Source organism: Thermus sp. KWY1 (assembly GCF_057547025.1).
This window is the reverse complement of sequence record NZ_BAAJPG010000040.1, coordinates 66,840-82,313: the sequence shown is the minus strand read 5'-3', so window position 1 is coordinate 82,313 and position 15,474 is coordinate 66,840. Positions and strand designations below refer to the sequence as shown.

16 protein-coding genes are annotated in these 15,474 nt (G+C 66.9%); all 16 read left to right on the top strand.

Going from position 1 to position 15,474, the window contains the following annotated elements; genetic code table 11:
- The first annotated feature begins 1 nt into the window (after position 1).
- The 16 genes from AC27GT_RS11520 (at position 2) to AC27GT_RS11445 (ending at position 15,386) form a co-directional block, all read left to right on the top strand.
- Positions 2–1,048, top strand: coding sequence for a DctP family TRAP transporter solute-binding subunit (locus AC27GT_RS11520; RefSeq protein ID WP_126187440.1), 1,047 nt, complete (start codon positions 2–4; stop codon positions 1,046–1,048).
- Entirely contained in the window at positions 1,048–1,506 is a 459-nt protein-coding gene (locus tag AC27GT_RS11515; protein WP_126187441.1) for a TRAP transporter small permease, read from the top strand. The genes AC27GT_RS11520 and AC27GT_RS11515 overlap by 1 nt, the downstream gene beginning before the upstream one ends.
- Before the next feature lie 4 nt (positions 1,507–1,510).
- On the top strand, positions 1,511–2,779 hold the full coding sequence (locus tag AC27GT_RS11510) for a TRAP transporter large permease (protein ID WP_126187442.1): 1,269 nt from the start codon (positions 1,511–1,513) through the stop codon (positions 2,777–2,779).
- Positions 2,767–3,984 (top strand): MFS transporter, encoded by a 1,218-nt coding sequence (locus AC27GT_RS11505; RefSeq protein ID WP_172596991.1) that lies wholly within the window; start codon positions 2,767–2,769, stop codon positions 3,982–3,984. Before AC27GT_RS11510 ends, AC27GT_RS11505 begins: the two co-directional genes overlap by 13 nt.
- Before the next feature lie 166 nt (positions 3,985–4,150).
- Positions 4,151–4,891: a DeoR/GlpR family DNA-binding transcription regulator gene (locus AC27GT_RS11500; protein WP_124105596.1), complete on the top strand. Its 741-nt coding sequence runs from the start codon at positions 4,151–4,153 to the stop codon at positions 4,889–4,891.
- Complete coding sequence (locus tag AC27GT_RS11495; protein ID WP_124105595.1) at positions 4,878–5,678, top strand: BtpA/SgcQ family protein; 801 nt, start codon at positions 4,878–4,880, stop codon at positions 5,676–5,678. The genes AC27GT_RS11500 and AC27GT_RS11495 overlap by 14 nt, the downstream gene beginning before the upstream one ends.
- Positions 5,678–7,150, top strand: a complete 1,473-nt coding sequence (locus AC27GT_RS11490; RefSeq protein WP_253665262.1) for an FGGY-family carbohydrate kinase — start codon at positions 5,678–5,680, stop codon at positions 7,148–7,150. Before AC27GT_RS11495 ends, AC27GT_RS11490 begins: the two co-directional genes overlap by 1 nt.
- Entirely contained in the window at positions 7,143–7,913 is a 771-nt protein-coding gene (locus AC27GT_RS11485; RefSeq protein ID WP_126187445.1) for an SDR family NAD(P)-dependent oxidoreductase, read from the top strand. The genes AC27GT_RS11490 and AC27GT_RS11485 overlap by 8 nt, the downstream gene beginning before the upstream one ends.
- 1 nt (position 7,914) lies before the next feature.
- Entirely contained in the window at positions 7,915–8,712 is a 798-nt protein-coding gene (locus tag AC27GT_RS11480) for a carbohydrate ABC transporter permease (protein WP_253665263.1), read from the top strand.
- A 19-nt stretch (positions 8,713–8,731) separates the two neighbouring features.
- Complete coding sequence (locus AC27GT_RS11475; protein WP_126187447.1) at positions 8,732–9,997, top strand: extracellular solute-binding protein; 1,266 nt, start codon at positions 8,732–8,734, stop codon at positions 9,995–9,997.
- Between the two features lie 26 nt (positions 9,998–10,023).
- Positions 10,024–10,848 carry a carbohydrate ABC transporter permease gene (locus tag AC27GT_RS11470; protein WP_487224177.1) on the top strand — a complete coding sequence of 275 codons (825 nt, stop codon included), beginning with the start codon at positions 10,024–10,026 and terminating at the stop codon, positions 10,846–10,848.
- Between the two features lie 25 nt (positions 10,849–10,873).
- Positions 10,874–11,893: an ABC transporter ATP-binding protein gene (locus AC27GT_RS11465; RefSeq protein ID WP_252973392.1), complete on the top strand. Its 1,020-nt coding sequence runs from the start codon at positions 10,874–10,876 to the stop codon at positions 11,891–11,893.
- Positions 11,890–12,702: a sugar phosphate isomerase/epimerase family protein gene (locus AC27GT_RS11460; protein ID WP_487224176.1), complete on the top strand. Its 813-nt coding sequence runs from the start codon at positions 11,890–11,892 to the stop codon at positions 12,700–12,702. The genes AC27GT_RS11465 and AC27GT_RS11460 overlap by 4 nt, the downstream gene beginning before the upstream one ends.
- Positions 12,699–13,805 (top strand): extracellular solute-binding protein, encoded by a 1,107-nt coding sequence (locus tag AC27GT_RS11455; RefSeq protein WP_370534103.1) that lies wholly within the window; start codon positions 12,699–12,701, stop codon positions 13,803–13,805. Before AC27GT_RS11460 ends, AC27GT_RS11455 begins: the two co-directional genes overlap by 4 nt.
- 10 nt (positions 13,806–13,815) lie before the next feature.
- Positions 13,816–14,622, top strand: a complete 807-nt coding sequence (locus AC27GT_RS11450; RefSeq protein WP_370534102.1) for an ABC transporter permease — start codon at positions 13,816–13,818, stop codon at positions 14,620–14,622.
- Entirely contained in the window at positions 14,619–15,386 is a 768-nt protein-coding gene (locus tag AC27GT_RS11445; RefSeq protein ID WP_370534101.1) for an ABC transporter permease, read from the top strand. Before AC27GT_RS11450 ends, AC27GT_RS11445 begins: the two co-directional genes overlap by 4 nt.
- Positions 15,387–15,474 lie beyond the last annotated feature (88 nt).

Sequence of the window (15,474 nt, the reverse complement as noted above, 5' to 3'; positions counted from 1 at the left end):
GATGAAGAGGATCCTGACCGGCATCCTGGTGCTCTTGGGACTTGCTTTCGCCCAGTTCAAGAGCGAGTACAAGCTCTCCGTGGTGGTGGCTCCCAACACCGCCTGGGGCATGGGGGCCCAGAGGTTCGCCGATCTGGTCAAGGAAAAGACGGGGGGCCGGGTCAATATCAAGGTGTACTTCTCGGGCCAGCTCTTTGCCGGACAGCAGACCAACGAGTTCCAGCTTCTGCGCACCGGCGTGGCGGATTTCGCCATCGGCTCCACCATCAACTGGTCGCCCCAGGTGAAGGAGCTGAACCTCTTCAACCTGCCCTTCTTCTTCCCCAGCTATAAAGAGCTGGACGCGGTGGAGGAGGGCCAGGCGGGCAAGGCCATCTTGCAAAGGCTCCGGCAGCTTGGCGCCGAGCCCCTTGCCTGGGGGGAGAACGGATACCGGCAGCTCACCAACTCCAAGCGGCCCGTCCGCACCCCGGAGGACCTCCAGGGGCTGAAGATCCGGGTGGTGGGGGCCCCTATCTTCATCGATACCTTCCGTGCCCTTGGGGCTAACCCCACCTCCATGAGCTGGGCGGAGGTGCTGACCGCCCTGCAGCAAGGGGTCATCGAGGGCCAGGAGAACCCCATCGTGGGAGTGATCATTCCCTATAAGCTCTGGGAGCTTGGGCAGCGTTACCTCACGGTGTGGAACTACGTGATCGATCCCCTGATCTTCGCCGCCAGCGCCCAGACCTGGCGCACCTTCCCCAGCGATGTGCAGAAGGCCATCCAGGAGGCTGCCCTCGAGGCGGCCCGTTACCAGAAGGCCCTGGCCCGCGCGGGAATGGACGACGGCACCGCCCTCCGCTACCTTTCCTCCCTGGGGGTGAAGGTGGAGATCACGGATCCGCTGGCCTATCTCCGGTCCCAGGGCGTGCAGGTCACGGTCCTAACGCCCCTGGAGATCGGCCGCTTCCGGGAGCGGGTGTCGGGCGTGGTCCAGCGGTGGATGGGGGAGATTGGGGGGACCCTGATCGTCCAGGCGGAGGCGGACAAGAAGCGGGCCAAGTGATGCTGCGCAAGGTAGAGGAAACCCTCTTGGCCCTGCTCCTGGGCGGCATGGCCACCTTGGCCTTCGCCAACGTGCTTACCCGCTACTTCCTGCGCTATCCCCTGGCCTTCACGGAGGAACTCCTGGTGAACGCCTTTGTCTGGGCCACCCTGCTGGGCGTGGCTATCGGTTTGCGCGAGGGCCAGGAGGGTGCCCACATCCGCTTTGTGGCCCTCACGGAGATTCTTCCAGGGCCCTGGCGCCGGGGTTTCGTCGCCCTGGGCTTTGCCGTGTTTGCCCTCCTCTTCCTGCTCTTGGCCCTTCTGGCCTGGAGGCAGGCCCAGGACGACCTCCTCCTCAAGACCACCTCCCCCTCCCTGGGCCTGCCCAATGCGGTCTTCACCCTGCCCACCCCCTTCCTGGCCCTCTGGGTGGCCTTTCGCGCCTTAGAGGGGGTGTGGCGGAGCCTCCGGGGGTAGGTGGATGGGGCTTGGGATCCTCCTCATAGGGCTCTTTCTTGCCCTCCTCCTGTTGCGCGTCCCCGTGGCCGCTGCCCTGGGGGCCAGCGCCGTTTGCGTGATTGCGGCCGGGGGGCTTGGGCTTCAGGTGGTTTCCTTCAACTTCCAGGCGGGGATTGCCAAGTTTCCCCTGCTGGCCATCCCCTTCTTCATCCTGGCTGGCGCGGTGATGGACCGGGCCGGCATCGCCGAGAGGATCGTGCGCCTTCTGCTGGCCCTCATGGGGGGATGGCGGGCGGGGGCGGCGATAACCACGGTTCTGGCCGGGATGTTCTGGGGTGCCGTGTCCGGTTCAGGCCCCGCCACCGTGGCCGCTTTGGGTGGGATTCTCATCCCCATGATGGTGCGCCAAGGGTATGCCCCGGGGTTCGCCGCTGGCTTGGTGGCCGCCTCGGCGGAGCTCTCCATCATCATCCCTCCTTCCATTGCCCTGATCGTCTACGCTACCTTGGCCAGCACCTCAGTGGCCCAGCAGTTTTGGGCGGGGATCCTGCCGGGGATCCTCATAGGGGGGCTTCTGGGCCTGGCTGCGGTTCTGGTGGTCCGGGCCCGGGGCTGGGGAGAAGCGGTGGAGGTGGGGGTGCCCCGGTTCCGCCTCTTCCTCGAGGCGGTGCCCGGGCTCCTGACCCCACTGGTCATCCTGGGGGGCATCTACGGTGGGATCTTCACCCCCACGGAGGCGGCCGCCGTGGGGGTGTTTTGGGGGCTATTTGTGGGCTTCTTCGTCTACCGGACCCTGCGTCCCACCCATCTCGTTCCTCTCCTGGTGGAGGCAGGGGTATCCAGCGCCGTGGTCATGGCCATCGTGGCCTGGGCGGGGATCTTCGCCTGGGCTGCGGACACCGTGGGCCTGGTGGGAAGGGCTTCCCAGGTCCTTCTGGAGTGGGCCGGGAATCCCCTGGTCCTGATGCTCGTCCTCAACCTCTTCTGGCTGGTGCTGGGGATGCTTTTGGATGCCGTGAGCATCTACTACCTGACCCTCCCCATCCTGCTTCCGGTCATGCTCCACATGGGTTGGGATCCGGTGTGGATGGGCATCGTCATGACCGTGAACATGGCCATCGGGCAGATCACCCCACCGGTGGCGGTGAACCTCTTCGTGAGCGCCCGGATTAGCGGACTGCCCATCGAGAAGATCTGGCGGGAGATCTGGCCTTTCGTCCTGGCCTCGGCGGTGGGCCTCCTCCTTCTGGCCTACTGGCCTTTCTTGCGGCGGGTGCTGTGGGGCGGCTAGGTGCGAGGCTCTTGCCCTACGCCCTGGGCTACGCCCTCTCCTACCTGTTGCGCTCCGCTAACGCCGTGCTGGCGGATCCCCTGGCCCGGGACCTTGGGCTCTCCCCGGCGGCCCTGGGAGGCCTGACCGCCTCCTTCTACCTGGCCTTCGCCCTGGGCCAGCTCCCCCTGGGAGGCCTCCTGGACCGGTACGGGCCGCGCCGGGTGCTTTTCCCCCTTCTCCTTGTTGCAGGCCTTGGGTCCCTCCTCTTCGCCCTGGGAAGGGGCTTCACCCTGTTGCTGGTGGGACGGGGCCTGATGGGGGCCGGCGTGGCCCTGGCCCTGGTGGGGGCCATCCGGGCGTACCAGCTCCACAGCCCCCAGCGCATGGGGGCTCTGAGCGGGTTTACCGTGGCCCTGGGGGGCCTGGGTGGGTTGCTGGCCACGAGCCCGTTGGCCTACGCCGGCGAGAACCTGGGCTGGCGGGGAGCCTTTTTGCTGCTGGCCCTGCTGGCCATGGCCCTGGCCCTTCTGGGCCTGGGGGTAGCCCCGCGGGACCCGTTGGCAGGAGAGGACCGCTTGGGAAGGGGCCCTCGAGGCGGCCCGGCGGGTATGGCTTCGCGGGCTTTCCAAGGGAAGGGTTCCTTGAGGAGAGGTGCGGGCAGCTGGCGGGGGAACGGGGTTGTGGCCGCCATGGGCCTGGTGGCCTTCGCCTACATCGGCGGCTTTTTTGCCGTGCAGAGCCTGTGGGCTGGAGCCTATGCCTACGAGATGGGCCTCGAGGGTTCCTGGGTAGGTCGGTGGCTTCTGGTCCTAAACGCTGCCTCCATTGGGGGAGGCGTGCTGGCCGGGGTGCTGGCTGGCCTGTTGGGTACCGGGCGCTCCCTGGGAATGGGGGTGGCTCTATTCAGCCTGGGCCTGGTGCTTTGGGCGTTAGGCGCTCCCTTGCCCCTGGCCTACGCCCTGGTGGGCCTGGGGGGTGGTTTCAACGCCATGGTCCTTGCGCAAACGGCCTCCCTGGCTGCGGATTCCGCTGGCCGTGCCATGGCCCTCGTCAACGTCACGGGGGTTTCGGGCATCTTTGCCATCCAGACCTCCTTTGGCCTGGCCGTGGAGCGGGTGGGGTACCCCGTCGCGCTCCTGGGGCTGGCCCTGTTTCAAGGCCTTGCCCTGGTGGGCGCCATGCGCATTCACCGGGAAGCCCTCGGGAGGGGGAGCCGGCCCTAACCCCCACCCCTCCTTTTCTTGGTGGGCTAGGGTTTCCACACCAACCTAGGGGCGCCTCAGGAAAAAGCCGGGCGTCCCGGGAGCTCGTTTCTCCCCGGGGTTCTTCGGGAACCTCCGGGGCAGGTCTTGACATAATCGCGCAGGTTCGCTTAGAATCGCGCAAACGATGCCCCTAGCCAGCTTAAGACGGCAAAACCTGCTTGAGCTCCTCCGCCAGCACGGGGGTTTGAGCACCAAGGACCTGGCCCGGCACCTGGGGGTTTCCGAGGCCACGGTAAGGCGCGACCTGGCTGCCTTGGCCAGGCAGGGCCTCCTGCAGCGGGACCACGGCGGGGCCTTTCTCCCCGAGGCGGAGCCCCCCTACGCCGTGAAGCTCACCCAGAATCCCAGCCAGAAGGAGGCCATTGCCCGCAGAGCCAGCGCCATGGTCCCGGATGGGGCCACGGTGATCCTGGACTCCGGCACCACCACCCTGGCCCTGGCCCGCCTGCTGGCAGGGAGGCCCTTAAGGGTGGTGGTCCTGGACGTGGCCCTGGCCCAGGCCCTGGCCCAGGGGGAGACGGAGGTCCTGCTCCCGGGCGGAAGGGTTCGGAATGGGTTTTACAGCCTGGTGGGCTCCTGGACCGAGGAGCTTCTAAGCCAGGTGCGGGCGGACCTCTTCTTCCTGGGGGCCGATGCCTTCAATCCCGAGGGCATAACCAACCACACCTTCGAGGAGGCGGCGGTGAAGAGGAAGGCCATGGCGGTGAGCCAGCGCACCGTCCTCCTGGCGGACCGCAGCAAGTGGGGGAAAAGAGCCCCTGCCTTCGTGGCCCCTCTGAACGCCCTGCATCTCGTGATCACGGACCTCGAGGACCCTACCCTCGAGGCCCTGGTACCGGTGGAGGTGGTAGGTGAAACGCTTTGAAGCCCTTTTCGGACACAAGCCGGTCATCGCCATGGTGCACCTCAAGGCCCTTCCGGGCGCTCCCCTTTACGACGGGGACCTGGAGGGGATCGTGAGCGCGGCGCGGCATGACCTCCTGGCCCTGCAACAGGCCGGGGTGGATGCGGTGATGTTCGGGAACGAGAACGACCGGCCCTACGAGCTCCAGGTGGACCCCGCCAGCACCGCCACCATGGCCTACGTGATCGGCCGCCTGAAGCAGGAGATCCGGGTTCCCTTCGGGGTGGACGTGCTCTGGGACCCCATGGCCACCATGGCCCTGGCGGCCGCCACGGGGGCTCGCTTCGTGCGGGAGATTTTCACCGGCCTCTACGGATCGGACATGGGCCTTTGGCAGGGAAGGGCAGCGGAGGCCCTGCGCTACCAGAGGCGGCTTGGGCGGGATGACCTCTTCCTCCTGTACAACGTTTCCGCCGAGTTCGCCTCTCCCTTGGACTCCCGCTCACTGGTGGAAAGGGCTAAAAGCGCGGTGTTTTCCAGCCTGGCGGATGCCATCCTGGTTTCCGGCCCCATGACCGGGGAGGGGGTGAACCTGGAGCATCTGCGGGCGGTGAAGGAAGCCTTGCCCCAGGTGCCGGTGCTGGCCAACACCGGCGTCCGGCACGAGACCGTGGAGGAGATCCTTAGGTTGGCGGATGGGGTCATCGTGGGCACGGCCCTCAAGGAGGAGGGGATCACCTGGAACCCCGTGGACCCCAAGCGGGCCCGGGAGTTCATGGAGATCGTGCGGCGGGCAAGGGGGCGGTGATGATCCTCGGGGTGGATCTGGGCACGACCTCGGTGAAAGCGGTCCTCCTGTCGGGGGAGGGGGAGGTGCTGGCGGAGGCGGAACACCCCCACGCCCTGCACTCCCCCCATCCCGGCTTCGCCGAGGAGGACCCGGAGGACTGGTGGCAAGGCCTTAAGGCCACGGTCCGCCAGGTGCTCCAGGGCCGGGATCCCCTGGGCTTAAAGGCCCTGGGCATCTCCGGCATGGTGCCGGCCCTGGTCCTCCACGATGCCCGGGGACGTACCCTGAGGCCCTCCATCCAGCAGAACGACGCCCGGGCCGTGGAGGAGATCCGGGAACTTAAGGAGCGCTTCGGCGACGATTGGCTCTTCGCCCGCACCGGGGCCACCTGGAACCAGCAGGTCCTAGCCCCGAAGCTCCTCTGGCTCAAAAGGCGGGAGCCCGAGGTTTGGGCAGGGGTGGCCTGGATCTCGGGGTCCTACGAGCACATGGTCTTCCGGCTCACGGGGGCCCGGTACCAGGAGGCTAACTGGGCCCTGGAGTCGGGGCTCTGGAACCCCTCCAGCGAGGCCTGGCTTGGGGAGGTGCTGGAGTACATAGGCTTAGAGGCGTGGCTTTTGGGTCCCGTGCGGCGGCCCTGGGAGGTGGTGGGGGAGGTGGATGCCCAGGTGGCCCAGGAGGTGGGCCTTCCCCAAGGCCTTCCCGTCATCGCCGGGAGCGCCGACCACATCGCCGCCGCCTTGGCCTCCGGCCTCAAGGAGGAAGGGGAGGCGGTGGTCAAGCTGGGAGGGGCGGGGGATTTCCTCTATGCGGTGGACCGGTTCGCCCCCGTGCCCGAGCTCTTCATCGACTTCCACGACATTCCCGGCCTGTACGTGATCAACGGGTGCATGGCCACCACGGGAAGCCTCCTCCGGTGGTTTAGGGATGGGTTCCGGCCCGGGGTGGGGTTTGCCCAGCTGGACCAGGAGGCGGAGGCCGTGCCCGCGGGGGCCCAGGGCCTGGTGGTCCTGCCCTACTTCCTGGGGGAGAAGACCCCCATCCATGACCCCGAGGCCCGGGGCACCGTGGTGGGCCTCACCCTCACCCACACCCCTGCCCATCTCTGGCGGGCCCTGTTGGAGGCGGTGGCTTACGCCTTCCGCCACCATGTGGAGGTCCTCGAGGCCAGGGGGCACCGGGTGGAGCGCCTTTTCGTCATGGACGGGGGTGCCAGGAGCCGGCTTTGGCGGAGGATCCTGGCCAGCGTCCTGGAAAGGCCCCTGGAGAGGCTTTCTGAAGCGAACCTGGGTAGCGCCTTCGGCACCGCCTTCCTGGCGGGGGTGGCCGTAGGGCTTTGGGGGTACGGGGATGTAAGGCGCAGGGTAGAGGAGGTGACGGAGCCCGTGGGGGAGTGGGTCCCTGTTTACCGGGAACGTTACGGGATCTACCGGGAACTCTACGGCCGCCTCAAGGACCTCTACCCGCGCCTGGGAGGTGGGTATGCCTAACGCCTTGGTGACGGGTGCGGGTACCGGCATCGGCAAGGCCATCGCCGAGCGGCTGGCCCGGGATGGCTTCAAGGTGTGGGTCACGGACCTGGATGGGGAACGGGCCAAGGCGGTGGGGGAGGCCTTGGGGATGCCCCATCTGCCCCTGGACGTGACCTCGAGGAAGGACCTGGAGGCCGCCCGGGACAGGGTGTTCCGGGAGGACGGCCGGCTGGACGTCCTGGTGGCCAACGCCGGGGTGTCCACCATGAACCGCTTTCTGGACCTGACGGAGGAGGAGTGGGACTTCAACCTCATCGTGAACGCTAAGGGCACCTTCCTCACCCTGCAGACCTTTGCCCGGGCCATGGTGCACCAACCCTTGATGCCGGGACGCGAGCTTAGGGGAAAGATCATCGCCACGGCTTCCATGGCCGCCCGGCAGGCGGCCCCCCTCCTGGCCCACTACACCGCCAGCAAGTTCGCCGTCTTGGGCCTGGTGCAGGCGGTGGCCAAGGAGCTCGCCCCCTACCGGATCACGGCCAATGCCGTCAACCCGGGCTTTGTGCGCACCTCCATGCAGGAGAGGGAGGTCCTCTGGGAAAGCCAGCTTCGCGGCATCTCCCCGGAGGAGGTGGTCCAGGAGTACATCCGCCAGACCCCCTTGGGCCGGCTGGAGCTGCCCGAGGACGTGGCCAAGGTGGTGAGCTTCCTGGCGGGTCCGGACTCGGACTTCATCACCGGGGAGGCGGTGGAGGTGAACGGCGGTGCCTGGATCTTCTAGGGTGATCAGGTGGCTGGCCCACGGGGGCCTGTGGCTTTTCAGCCTCGTCTTCCTCCTGCCCCTGCTCTGGACCCTGCGGAGTGCCCTCCTCCCCGAGGGGCTGGCCTACGCCCTGCCCCCCGCCTTCGGACCCTGGACCCTGGAGAACTTCCGGAATGTCCTCGAGGGGCCTTTTGGAAAGGCCTTTCGCAACAGCTTCCTGGTGGCCATCTCCGTGGTGCTCCTGGGCCTGCCCCTGGCGGCGGGCCTGGGGTATGCCCTAGCCCGTTACCGGGTGGGAGGGCACGGGCTGCGCTTCGCCGTGCTGGCCACCCAGATGCTTCCCCCCATCGTCCTGGCCCTGCCCCTCTTCGCCCTCATGCGGCTTTTCGGCCTCTCAGGGACCCTTTGGGCCCTGGTGCTCTCCTACCTGGCCTTCGCCCTTCCCTTCATGGCCTGGTTGCTCCTGGGGTTTTTCCAGAACCTTCCCCGGGAGCTGGAGGAGGCGGCCTACGTGGACGGGGCCACGCCCTTCCAGGTGTTCTTCCGCGTGGTGCTGCCCCTGGCCACCCCCGGGCTCTTCGCCGCCGGCATCCTGGGCTTCTTGCTCTCGTGGAACGAGTTCCTCTTCGCCCTGCTCCTTTCGGGCCGGGACACCCAGACGGTACCCGTGGCCCTGTCCACCTTCGTCACCCAGCGGGGGGTGCTCTTCGCCCAGGTGGCGGCGGGGGTGGTGCTTTCCGTTCTTCCCGTGGCCCTTCTCGCCCGCATGGTGGACCGGTATCTGGTGGAGGGTCTCACCCTGGGGGCGGTGAAGTGAACGAAGGAGGTGGGCTGGCATGAAAAGGTGGCTGGCGGTGTGGTTGGCTCTCGGGCTTGGGGCCTCCCTGGCCCAGGGGGTGGTGCTTCGGGCCCTGATGGAGGACGTGCCGGAAACCCGGATCATCGAGGCGCTCCTCCCCGAGTTCGAGCGGGCCACGGGCATCCGGGTGGAGTTCGAGAAGGTCCAGTACGGGGCCATGCACGACAAGCTGGTGGCCCAGTTCCTGGCTCCGGAAAACGCCTACGACTTCCTGGAGGTGGACTTCCTCTGGGCGGGGGAGTTTCCCGCTGCCGGGTGGCTTGAGCCCCTGGAGCCTTATGTGAAGGCCTCGGGCTTCGACCTCTCCGTCTACTACCCCTCCATGCTGGACCTGGTGGGGTACTACCAGGGGAAGCTCTACATGATCCCCATGTACAACTACGCTATGGGGCTCATCTACCGCAAGGACCTGCTGGAGCGCAAGGACCTCAAGGACCGCTTCCAGGCGCAGCACAAGCGCCCCCTGGCCCTGCCCCGCACCCTGGAGGAATACGTGGAGCTCTCCCTCTTCATGGCCAAAAACGCCGGGGTTTCCGGGGCCGCCATGCAGGGGCAGCGGGGGGACCCCAACTTCATGGAGTTCTCCAACTACCTCTTCGCCGCCGGGGGGGATTACGTGGACCGCAACTGGCGGGTGACCCTGAATAGCCCCCAGGGGGAGAAGGCCCTGAGCCTGTACGTGAGGAACATCCGGGAGGCGGCGCCCAAGGGGGCCCTGAACTTCAACCTGGACGACACCTTCCGGGTCATGTGCCAGGGCCAGGCCTTCAGCATGGTCACCTACTGGTGGATGCTTCCCCAGCTGGACGACGCCAAGCAGTGCCCCAAGGTGGCGGGCAAGGTGGCCCTGGCCCCCATGCCCGGAGGAGCAGGGGTGAACGGGGGGTGGGGCTGGGCCATTCCCAAAAACAGCCGCAACAAGGAGGCGGCCTGGAAGTTCATCTCCTGGGTGGAGTCCAAGGAGATCGTCAAGAAGCGTGCCCTGATGGGCCACGCTCCCACCCGCAAGGATGCCTTCCAGGATCCGGAGGTGCTGAGGAAGTACCCCTACTACCGCCAGGCGGAGGCCATCATCGCCAAGGCCAGGAAGGTGCCCATCTTCGCCTACACGGCGGAGATGGAGGACGTGGTGGGCCGGGAGATCAGCCTGGCGGCGGCCGGACAGAAGGCGGTTAAGCAGGCCCTACAGGATGCGGCCAAGGGCCTCGAGGGGCTCTTGCGGAAAGCGGGGCTTCTCCGCTGAGGAAGCGGGAGATGGGGCAGAGGGGGGTGGCCTGGTTGCTGGCCCTTCCGGGTCTGGCGGTCCTGGGTGGGGTGGTGGGCCTCCCCCTTCTGTACGCCCTCTTCCTCTCCCTGACCGGGTACAGCTTCCTCAGGCCGAGCTACCACTGGGTGGGGCCCGCCCGGTACCAGGAGGCCTTCCGCGACCCCTATTTCCTCCATGCCCTGGGCCTCACCGCCTTGTACGTGGCTGTTACCGTGGGCCTCACCCTGGTGCTGGCCCTGGTCCTGGCGCTCCTCCTGCAGCAGAACCTGCCCTGGAAGGGGTTTCACTACTTCGTGGTGAGCCTGCCCATGCTCATCGCCCCGGTGGGGGTGGGGCTCATATGGAAGATGATCCTGCACCCGGAGCTGGGGATTCTCTCCTACCTCTTCGGGAAGGTGGATTTCTTTGGGGATGCCCGCTACGCCCTCTTTTCCCTGGCCCTGGTGGACGTGTGGCAGCAGGTGTCCTTTGCCGCCCTGGTGCTCCTGGCGGGCCTGAGGAGCCTGCCCAAGGAGCCCCTTGAGGCCGCCTACGTGGACGGGGCCACCCCCTGGCAGGCCTTTTTGCGGGTGACCCTACCCCTCCTGCGTCCCGTGCTGGTGGTCCTCCTCATCCTGCAGACCCTGGCGGAGGTGCGCACCTACGACCTGGTCTACGTGCTGACCCGCGGGGGGCCCGGTTCCGCCACGGACCTGGTGAGCTACTACATCTACCGCAAGGCCTTTTTGGGCCTGGACCTCTCGGGGGCCAGCGCCATGGGCTACCTCCTCCTTCTCCTCACCCTGGCCCTGGTGGCGGCCTACTACCGGCTCCTGACACGGGGCTGACAAGTCCTTGGGAAGGTGGTGTGCGGTGGTGGAGCTTTTGGGGGTGCGAAAGCGCTACGGCGAGGTGGTGGCCGTGGACGGGGTGGACCTGGGCCTGAGGGAGGGGGAGTTCTTCACCCTGCTGGGCCCCTCGGGGTGCGGCAAGACCACCACCCTGCGCCTGGTGGCGGGCTTCGAGGCGCCCGATGCCGGGGAGGTGCGCATCGGGGGGGAGCGGGTCAACGACCTTCCCCCCGAGCGGAGGCCCATCGGCATGGTGTTCCAGAACTACGCCCTCTTTCCCAACATGACCGTATTCGGGAACGTGGCCTTTCCCTTGAGGTTGAAGGGGATTCCAGAGAAGGAGGTGCGCCGCAAGGTGGGGATGCTCCTGGAGATGGTCCACCTGGTGGGCCTCGAGGGGCGCTACCCCAAGGAGCTCTCCGGGGGCCAGCAGCAACGGGTGGCCCTGGCCCGGGCCCTGGCCCGGGAGCCCAAGGTGCTCCTTTTGGACGAGCCCCTCTCGGCTCTGGACGCCAAGATCCGGGAGGAACTGAGGGGGGAGCTTAAGCGCCTCCAGAGGGAAACGGGCCTCACCACCCTGTACGTGACCCACGACCAGGAGGAGGCCCTGGCTCTTTCCGACCGTATTGCGGTGATGCGGGAGGGCAGGGTGGAGCACCTGGGGACCCCCAGGGAGATCTACGAGGAGCCCGCCACCCCCTTCGTGGCTGCCTTTGTGGGAACCGGGGTCCTGGTGCCCGGGGAGGCCCGGGAGGGCCTGTTCCACCGGGACCGTCCCTGGCCCGTGCGGGTCAAGGGGGAGGGCCCGGGGTTCCTGCTCCTGCGACCCGAGCGGCTCCGCCTGGCGGTAGATGAGGAGGGGGGGTTCCTGGAGGGCACGGTGGTGCTGGCCACCTACCTGGGGAGCCTGGTGCGCCTGGAGGTGGAGGTGGAGGGCCTGGTGCTGAAGGTGGACCTGCCCCCCGGCAGGGTGCCCGCCCTGGGGGAAAGGGTCCGCCTGGGGCTTCCCGAGGAGGCCCCCTTCGTACGGGAGGAGCGATGAGGCTGGGTTTTCGTCCCCCTAAGGATCCTGCGACCTTCCTGGACTACGCCAGGGGGTTGCTTAACCGCTACCAGTTCATAGAGGTTCCCGGTTCTGCTGCGTTGGAGCTCTTCGACGCCGCGCAGGAGGCCCGGTCCATGGGCTACGCCCTTACCTTCCACGCCCGCTACATGGACCTGTATCCCGGCTCTGCGGTTCCCGAGATCCGCCAGGCCTCCTTAAGGGTGCTCCGGGAGGATCTGGAGCGGGCCGCCCAAATGGGGGCCTTCCTGGTCAACCTGCATGCGGGCAACCTTCCCTGGACCGACTACCCGCCCCCCGGCCTCTCCCCGGCCCACGAGGCCCTGAGGGAGCAGGAGGAAAAGCTTAGGCGGGAGTATCTGGAAAGGGCCCTCGAGGGTCTGGCGGAGCTTGCCCTTTTGGCTTCGGACCTAGGCCTGAGGCTTACCCTGGAGAACCTTCCGGCTCCCCAGGAGGTTCCCAGGACCCCGGAGGAGATGGCCTTCTTCCTCCAGGTGCCCCAGCTGGAGTTCTGCCTGGACCTGGGCCACGCCCGTATGGCGGGACAGGACCCCACGGCCTTCGTGGAAGTCCTGGGAACCCGATTGGTCCACGTTCACGCCCACGCAAACGACGGTCGGTACGACCTGCACCTGCCCCCGGACCCGGAGGACCTAAGGGCCTTTGCCGGGAAACCCTGCACGGTGCTGGTGGAGCTTCCCCCCAGGAACGCATCGGAATACCTGGAGGTGTACGGCAGGTTGGCCTCAACGGGGCTGGTCCCCGAGGCAATGGGAGGTGAAGGATGAAGCGGCAAGCGGTTTGGATTCTGGCTGGTATAGGGGCCCTGGTGCTGGGCTCCCTGGCCCTCAAGGGTGGGGCCTTGGCCCAGGCGGGTGCGCAGCTTCCCCCGGAACTGGACACCCCTTACATCCGCGACCTGGCGCAGAAGGCCCGGGCGGAGGGCGGGGTCATCAACAGCTACGGCATGCCCAACGACTGGGCTAACTACGGGGGCATCTATGCCGAGTTCCAGCGGCTTTTCGGCATCCGCCAGCAGGACATCGACATGGGTAGCGCCGTGGTCTTGGCCCGCATGCGGGAGGAGAAGGCCAGCAAAAACGACGTGGCCGATCTGAAGCCGGCCTTCGCCATGACCCTGGCGGAGGAAGGGCTCACCTTGCCCTACAAGGTCACCTCCTGGGATGCCCTTCCGGAAGGGCAGAAGGGCGTGGGCAAGGATGGCTCCGCCTGGTACGCAGGGTACAAGGGCACCCTGGGGTGGATCGTGAACACCCGGCTGGTCAAAAAGGTGCCCAGGACCTGGAAGGAACTGGAGAACCCCGAGTACAAGGGCCTGATCCAGTACATGGACCCGAGGGCCACCGGCACCGGGGTGGCCACCATCATGAGCGCCGCCTACGCCCTCAGCGGGGATCCCTACAACTACAAGGCGGGGGTGGATTTCTTCGCCAGGCTTCACAAGCTGGGGGTGATCGGGGCGGTGGAGGCCAAGGTGACCACCGCCAAGTTTGAGCGGGGCGAGGTGGGGATCTTCATCAACTACGACTACAACCTCCTGGCCTGGAAGGAGCGCTTCCCCTTCCCCACGGAGGTGGTGATTCCCCAGGACGGCACCCTGGCCAACGGAGGAGGGATCGTGGCGGCCCGCAATGCCCCGCACCCCAACACCGCCAGGCTCTTCCTGGAGTTCATTTTCTCCAAGTACGGGCAGAGCCTGTTCGCCAAGGCCTTCGTGTCCCCCATCCGTCCCGACGTGGAGCTGCCCAACGACATAGCGGCCAAGTACCCGCCTAAAAGCGCTTACGCCAAGGTGAAGTTCGTGGACTACAAGCGGGAGGAGGCGGTTTCCGAGGCCCTGCAGAAGTACTACGGGGAGACCATCCGTTAGGGGGTGACGGGTGCGCGGCGAGCGCTTTCTGCTCCTTCCCGGGCTTCTCTTTCTCCTCCTCTTCCTCGCCTATCCCCTCTTTTCCATCCTGGAGCGGAGCCTCGCCGCCCCCGAGGGCCTGACCCTGGCCCGGTACGCCAAGGCCCTCACGGCTCCCGCCTACCTGGAGGCCTGGCGGAACTCGGTGGTCTTTGCCACCCTGTCCACCCTGGTGGCCGCCCTGGGGGGTCTTTTCCTCGCCTACTGGACTAGCAAGGTTCCCCTTCGGTGGAAGGGGTTTTTGATGAGCCTCTACGCCATCCCCGTTTCCCTTTCTGGATTGGTGGTGGCCTTCGGCTTCATCGTGCTTCTGGGAAGGAATGGGGTGCTGAACCAGATTTTTGCCTCCTTAGGATGGCCCCGGTTTGACCTCTACTCCTGGGCGGGCTTGTTCTCGGTGTTCCCCTTCTACAACATCCCCCTCTTCGCCCTTGCCCTCATGCCCCTCCTGGAGAGCGTGGGCCGGAGCCTGATGGAGGCCGCACGGGCCTCGGGGGCCACCCCTTTCCAGGCCTGGGTACGGGTCCTCCTGCCCGCCCTGATGCCGGGGATCCTGGCGGGGAGCAGCATCGTCTTCGCCGGGATGATGGGGGCCTTCGGCACGGCCCTGGCCCTCACGGGCTTTGCCAAGAACCTCCTCTCCTTGCAGATCTACAGCCTGGTGGCGGAGAGCACCTTTGACCTGCCCCTGGCCGCCGCCCTGTCCGTGGTCCTCATGGCCTCCACGGGGGTGGGGCTGTATCTGCTCGCCCTTTGGGAAAGGAGGTTCCGGCGATGAGGGCTTTGGGCTGGCTGTTTTTTGCCTTCCTCCTTCTATACCTCATTCTGCCCATGCTGGCCCCGGTGGTCTACTCCTTCAGCCGCATGTGGCTGGACGTGCTTCCCGAGGGATTCACCCTGGACTGGTATGCCCGGATCGCCAGGGATCCCAGGTACGTGGAGGCGGGCCTCCTCTCCCTGCGGATTGCCCTCATGGCCGTGGCCATCAACATCCTGGTGGGGGTGCCCACCGCCTACGCGGCCTACACCTGGGCGGGGCGGGCGGGGGAAGGGCTGAGGCGGCTTTTGCAGGTTTTGCCCCTTCTGGTGCCCCCCCTGGTGGTGGGCCTGGGGTTTCTCCTGGCCTTCAACCGTCCACCCCTTTCCCTGTCGGGAACCTTGTGGATCGTGGTGCTGGGGCATGCGGCCTTGGGGTTTCCCTTCTTCTTCCGTACGGTGTACGCGGGGTTGGCGGGCCTCGAGGTGGGCCTCCTCATGGAGGCGGCGCGGGCCTCGGGGGCAGGGCTTTGGGCCAGGCTCCGGTACGTGCTGGTGCCGAACCTGGTGCCCGCCGTGCTCTCGGGAAGCCTGGTGGCCTTTGCCATCTCCATGGGGGAGTTTGAGATCACCAGCATGGTGGCGGGGTTTGGCACCATCACCCTGCCCCTCCTTCTTTTCCAGAGCCTGCGCGAGGACTTTCGGGCGGCCAGCGCCGTGGCGGCTGTTCTTCTCTACGTCACCCTTCTCGCCCTCCTGGGCCTTACTTTCCTGAGGCGGCGTTAGGGTATTCCCAGTGAAGGCTGAACAGGGGTGACGAAAGGGTGTAGGGGGGTCGACTCCTTGGGGGTTACCCGGCGAGATGGTCAGGGTG

What these genes read in the sequence shown, in the direction of transcription:
- AC27GT_RS11490 (WP_253665262.1), top strand. Translation starts at nt 5,678, where the DNA reads ATGATCCTCGGGGTGGATCTGGGCACGACCTCGGTGAAAGCGGTCCTC.
- AC27GT_RS11500 (WP_124105596.1), top strand. Translation starts at nt 4,151, where the DNA reads ATGCCCCTAGCCAGCTTAAGACGGCAAAACCTGCTTGAGCTCCTCCGC.
- AC27GT_RS11485 (WP_126187445.1), top strand. Translation starts at nt 7,143, where the DNA reads ATGCCTAACGCCTTGGTGACGGGTGCGGGTACCGGCATCGGCAAGGCC.
- AC27GT_RS11515 (WP_126187441.1), top strand. Translation starts at nt 1,048, where the DNA reads ATGCTGCGCAAGGTAGAGGAAACCCTCTTGGCCCTGCTCCTGGGCGGC.
- AC27GT_RS11510 (WP_126187442.1), top strand. Translation starts at nt 1,511, where the DNA reads ATGGGGCTTGGGATCCTCCTCATAGGGCTCTTTCTTGCCCTCCTCCTG.
- AC27GT_RS11455 (WP_370534103.1), top strand. Translation starts at nt 12,699, where the DNA reads ATGAAGCGGCAAGCGGTTTGGATTCTGGCTGGTATAGGGGCCCTGGTG.
- AC27GT_RS11475 (WP_126187447.1), top strand. Translation starts at nt 8,732, where the DNA reads ATGAAAAGGTGGCTGGCGGTGTGGTTGGCTCTCGGGCTTGGGGCCTCC.
- AC27GT_RS11460 (WP_487224176.1), top strand. Translation starts at nt 11,890, where the DNA reads ATGAGGCTGGGTTTTCGTCCCCCTAAGGATCCTGCGACCTTCCTGGAC.
- AC27GT_RS11445 (WP_370534101.1), top strand. Translation starts at nt 14,619, where the DNA reads ATGAGGGCTTTGGGCTGGCTGTTTTTTGCCTTCCTCCTTCTATACCTC.
- AC27GT_RS11520 (WP_126187440.1), top strand. Translation starts at nt 2, where the DNA reads ATGAAGAGGATCCTGACCGGCATCCTGGTGCTCTTGGGACTTGCTTTC.